Origin of the sequence: Fibrobacter sp. (genome assembly GCA_012523595.1) — a bacterium.
GTDB lineage: Bacteria > Fibrobacterota > Chitinivibrionia > Chitinivibrionales > Chitinispirillaceae > JAAYIG01.
The window spans coordinates 1-2,386 of the sequence record JAAYIG010000149.1 but is presented as its reverse complement, the minus strand read 5'-3'; the positions used below and the strand labels follow the sequence as shown (position 1 = coordinate 2,386).

The following is a 2,386-nucleotide window of genomic DNA, read 5'->3' as shown; positions in this document are numbered from 1 at the left end:
TCAGTACCCGCGCAGGACAGAACTTGTTTCTCTCAAAAAGGTGGATGCCAGGGATGCTGCCCAGCGCAATCTGAAGCTGCGCTACGACCGCGACACAGGCTATCTGGGCTATGAGGTAAACGGTAACTTTATACTCGATGTTTCTCCCTACGACAGAGTACTTGTAATCCGTAAAACCGGAGCCTACTCGGTAATTGACGTACCAGACAAACTGTTTGTCGATAAAAACATGCTCTTCTGCGGATTTGTGGATAAAGACATTGTTTTCAATGTGATTTACCGCGATGAGGCGACTAAATTTCCCTATATAAAACGATGCAGAATTGAGCAGTTTATCCTTAATAAGGGATATTCCATCGTTCCTGAAAACTGCACAGTTCTCAAATTGACGACCGATTCAGAAGCGATAGTTTCACTTGAATACAAGCCAAAGCCCAGACTCAAGGTCCTTGAGGAAACTTTCATTATAAAAGACTACCTGGTAAAAGGTGTAAAAGCGGGTGGAGTACGTCTGTCAAACAAAGAGGTTAAAAGCGTCAAAATCTCCGGCGGTTAACCACTGATTAACCTGAGTTTGACTACTGATTAATCTGATTTAATGATTACTCTGTAAGGTTGTCCTCATTCGGTATCGGAATCACTCTCCGCATTCGTGTTCAGTAATTGCAATTTCGAAACTGTTATCCATGTCATTTCGACGAGTTTTCGAGAAGAAATCTTTCTTACTAAATATCAAAATATTCCGATACCGATACCGATTCCGACCCCGATCTGGAAACTTCCTTAGATTATAAATAATTACTGCCGGCATAAATCTCCCCTATCGGCTCCTCCGTTTCATCCCATCCGATACACTCATCCGTAACCGATACGCCGTACTTTAATAATCCTTTATCAACAGTAATCTCCTGGCGCCCTTCTTCCAGATTACTCTCGATCATTACGCCCCGGATACAGGAGAACCCGCTGGAACGCATCCTTATTACCTCTCTGCACACTTTTGCCTGGTTGATATGTTTTTTGTGTGCATTCATGTGACTGCAATCAATGATCAGCGAGGGTGTCATCCTGATTTCTGAAAGCAGTTTACATGCACGCTCAACTGACTTGCAATCGTAATTGGGCCCGCTTTTCCCCCCGCGTAAAATGAGATGACCCCAGGGATTTCCCTCGGTTCTGGTGATACAGACCCTGCCGTAACAATCTATGTTCAGGAAGCTGTGCGGCAAGCGTGCTGCCTCTATCGAATTAACGGCAGATTCCAGTGAGCCGTCCGTACTGTTTTTGAACCCTGCTGCAATGGGAAGACCGCTGACCATCTCCCTGTGTATCTGGCTCTCCGATGTGCGGGCGCCGACAGATGCCCAGCTTATAAGATCTGCGATATAGCAGGAAACAAGGGGGTTCAGTATCTCCATCCCTGCCGGGAGCCCCATTTTGGTAATGGACATAAGCAGTTTACGGGCGGCTCTCAGGCCTGATGCAATATCACAGGAACCATCCATGTTCGGATCATATATCATCCCTTTCCAGCCCACAGTAGAACGTGGTTTCTCGAAATAAACTCTCATGAGGATATAGATGCGGTTGATGTATCTGTGTCTCAGTTTAGCCAGTTTTGAAGCGTACTCGAGGGCGGATTCTCTGTCATGAACCGAGCATGGTCCGGCTACAACAAGCAGCCGCTTGTCTTTTCCTTCCAGGATCTTCTTAACAGTGGAACTGGCGCTTTCCACAGTATCGAGTGAAACTTTCTCAGGGGCCAGTTCCAGGGCCAGTGCCCTGGGGGATACAAGTGGAAGAGTAGAGTTAAGTGCTGTTGCGGGTAACATATAGTGCCTCCATTTAAAAAAAAAGCCCCTGATTTCTCAGAGGCTCTATTGGTTATTCAATCGTTTTCAGGATAAAATCAGCCGGAGCCCCTGTTTTTTGCGGGTGCAAACCAGAAAAAGTAAAAGAAGGCTGCTGATTTATTGTTTTTCATTATCCCGATACACCTGTTTTTCTGTTTTCCTTAAAAAAGAAAGGGCCTCTTTTTGAGAGGCCCTGGATATTCATCAAAAAAAATAAATACGCCCGAGCCCCTCAGGTTTCAAACCAGAAGTAAAAATAAAAGGGACGGGTGTATATCTGATTTTTCATAGTATCTATTATCAATATAAAACAAACTGGTTTGATTGTCAATTCCATCTTGCTTTATCCCGATATTTCCAGAAATTCTGTTAAATCTCTGGCTATATTGAGATTGATTTTAAGATTTAAGATATCCTCTTCATTTATGGGCAGCATTCTCTCCGGCCGCCCCTGCAGAAAAGGAATGACATCTTTTCTGGTATTGCCGGGTGGTCTGATCATGTTCTTGTCCATATCCGGTCCTTTCTGATTC

3 protein-coding genes are annotated in these 2,386 nt (G+C 44.5%); 1 reads left to right on the top strand and 2 read right to left on the bottom strand.

All coding sequences use genetic code 11. From position 1 onward, the window contains the following. Nucleotides 1-556: DNA topoisomerase IV subunit A (locus GX089_10135; protein ID NLP02842.1), on the top strand; the 556-nt coding region annotated here is incomplete at its 5' end. 232 nt (nucleotides 557-788) lie between these two features. Here GX089_10135 and GX089_10130 read toward each other — a convergent pair. Together GX089_10130 and GX089_10125 are read right to left on the bottom strand one after the other, a co-directional pair. Next, a complete protein-coding gene (locus GX089_10130; GenBank protein ID NLP02841.1) occupies nucleotides 789-1,832 on the bottom strand; it encodes a 3-deoxy-7-phosphoheptulonate synthase in 1,044 nt (347 codons plus the stop codon). A gap of 364 nt (nucleotides 1,833-2,196) precedes the next feature. Further along, on the bottom strand, nucleotides 2,197-2,367 hold the full coding sequence (locus GX089_10125; GenBank protein ID NLP02840.1) for a hypothetical protein: 171 nt from the start codon (nucleotides 2,365-2,367) through the stop codon (nucleotides 2,197-2,199). Nucleotides 2,368-2,386 lie beyond the last annotated feature (19 nt).

Bases quoted from the DNA above. Each gene is read 5' to 3' on its own strand.
- GX089_10130 (NLP02841.1), bottom strand. From the start codon at position 1,832: ATGTTACCCGCAACAGCACTTAACTCTACTCTTCCACTTGTATCCCCC.
- GX089_10125 (NLP02840.1), bottom strand. From the start codon at position 2,367: ATGGACAAGAACATGATCAGACCACCCGGCAATACCAGAAAAGATGTC.